The sequence below is a fragment of the Paenibacillus sp. 01L418 genome (genome assembly GCF_056400045.1).
Genome location: NZ_JBFTSN010000692.1, coordinates 1 through 1,926 on the forward strand (window position 1 = coordinate 1; position 1,926 = coordinate 1,926).

Consider the following 1,926-nt stretch of genomic DNA (forward strand, 5'->3'; position numbering starts at 1 on the left):
TTACACAGTTTCGTGAAATTATGCCGGAGCTGGAGGCTTTTGATCCGCATGTCATTTTGCTCGATATTAATTTGCCTTACTATGATGGTTATTATTGGTGCAGACAAATTCGAACACGTTCAAGCCTCCCTATTATTTTTATTTCTGCCCGTGCTGGCGAGATGGATCAAGTTATGGCTATAGAGAACGGCGGCGATGATTATATTACAAAGCCTATCCATTTGGATTTATTAATGGCAAAGGTGAAGAGTGTGCTAAGGCGAGCTTACGGGGAATATGCGGCATCCGGGTCTGCAGCAGCAGAAACCGGCGTTGCCTCGCAAACAGGGGAGCTGTCAGCTGGTGATCTCCGTCTTTACTTGAACCGTAATGAGCTTGAATGGAAAGACTGCCGCATTGAGCTGACAAAAAACGAGCAGCTGCTGGCTGAATGCTTGATGAAGCGGCAAGGCATGGTTGTTTCGCGAGAGCAGCTGCTTGAAGCGCTTTGGGACGATGTGCAATTCGTCGATGATAATACGCTTACGGTCAATGTGACCAGACTTCGGAAAAAGCTGGAGGAGCTTGGGCTTCCTAAAGCGATTGAAACGGTGCGGGGACAGGGCTATAAGCTCGTAATAGAAAATGCAGTAGGAGAAACGTCACGATGAGAGGCTTATCGCTGGCGTTATTTTTACGTGATCGTCTGTTATTTATATTTATGGTTTGTTTAATTATTTTACTCGCCGTCAGCCTGCTTCTCCTTGAGCGTGAGCGCTACCCAGGGTTAGTCGAGCTGGGTACGATTTATTATTTTATTGTTATTGCTTTATTTTTGCTAGGGACGTGGCTGATCGTCGATTATTTGCGGCAGCGCACGTACTTTAAGCAAATGTTGGAGGCGATCGCACGGTCTGAAGAACTGCAAGCTTCAACAATCGTACAAGCTACAGTAACACAAGAGCAGAAGCTTGTCGCTAAAATGCTGGAGGAGCAGAGTAGGGCTTATTTGAACGAGCTTGGCAAATATCGAAGGCAGCAGGAAATACATAATCATTTTGTGCTGCAATGGGTGCATCATATGAAGACGCCGGTATCTGTCATCGATTTGCTCGCTCAGGAGGTTTTGCAGCAGAACTCGTCCTCGCAGCAGGAACAGCAGCAGCTGGCGCTAAGTATGCAGGAGGAAACTGACCGAATGACGCGGGGGCTTGAGATGATGCTGTATACAGCTCGTCTGGATAAGTTTGAAATCGACCTGCATGTCAAGCAGGTAGCGCTTCATGAACTTGTGCGCTCGGTCATCAACGCCCATAAGAAGCTTTGCATCCGTTACTCCATTTTCCCTCGTGTCGAGGGGGAAGCATCCGTGGAAACCGATGAGAAATGGATGACCTTTGTGCTTAATCAGTTCATTAGCAACGCAATCAAATATAGTAAAAGCAAAGAAGGCGGCAAAAAACTGCTCTTTCAATTGGAAGCGTTCAATGACGGAGGAGGCAGGCTGCAGGTGATCGATGAAGGCATTGGTATTGCGCCGCATGATCTTCCACGCATCTTTGATCCTTTCTTCACAGGTGAGAATGGACGAACGGCGGGCGAGTCAACTGGAATGGGGCTTTATTTGGCTAAGCAGGTATGCAATCGGTTAGGTCATGAGATGACCGTTTCCTCGGTACTCGGAGAAAGTACGACGGTCAGTGTCGCATTCAAACCGCGCGGCATTCATATTATGGGCAGCCGAGGTAACGGAAGCTCAGGTTAGGTGACAAATTTGTAAGGTTGGCAGGGTGTGAATGAAAGGGAAATCGATGGGTTTAACCTCTTCCCCTCGTCTATACTAACGGTAATGAAGCACATTACAGATAGATCTGGGGAGGAACAAAGCAATGAGCGTACTAAAAGCAGAAGGGCTTGGCAAAATATACAGCAGTAAAGGCAATGTCG

At 47.2% G+C, this 1,926-nt stretch carries 2 protein-coding genes; both read left to right on the plus strand.

Going from position 1 to position 1,926, the window contains the following annotated elements; genetic code table 11:
- On the plus strand, positions 1 to 650 hold a 650-nt coding region (locus AC1DSE_RS34725), incomplete at its 5' end, for a response regulator transcription factor (protein ID WP_477529059.1).
- On the plus strand, positions 647 to 1,744 hold the full coding sequence (locus tag AC1DSE_RS34730; protein ID WP_477529060.1) for a sensor histidine kinase: 1,098 nt from the start codon (positions 647 to 649) through the stop codon (positions 1,742 to 1,744). The genes AC1DSE_RS34725 and AC1DSE_RS34730, both read left to right, overlap by 4 nt.
- The last annotated feature ends 182 nt before the right edge of the window (positions 1,745 to 1,926 follow it).

Bases quoted from the DNA above. Each gene is read 5' to 3' on its own strand.
- AC1DSE_RS34730 (WP_477529060.1), top strand. From the start codon at position 647: ATGAGAGGCTTATCGCTGGCGTTATTTTTACGTGATCGTCTGTTATTT.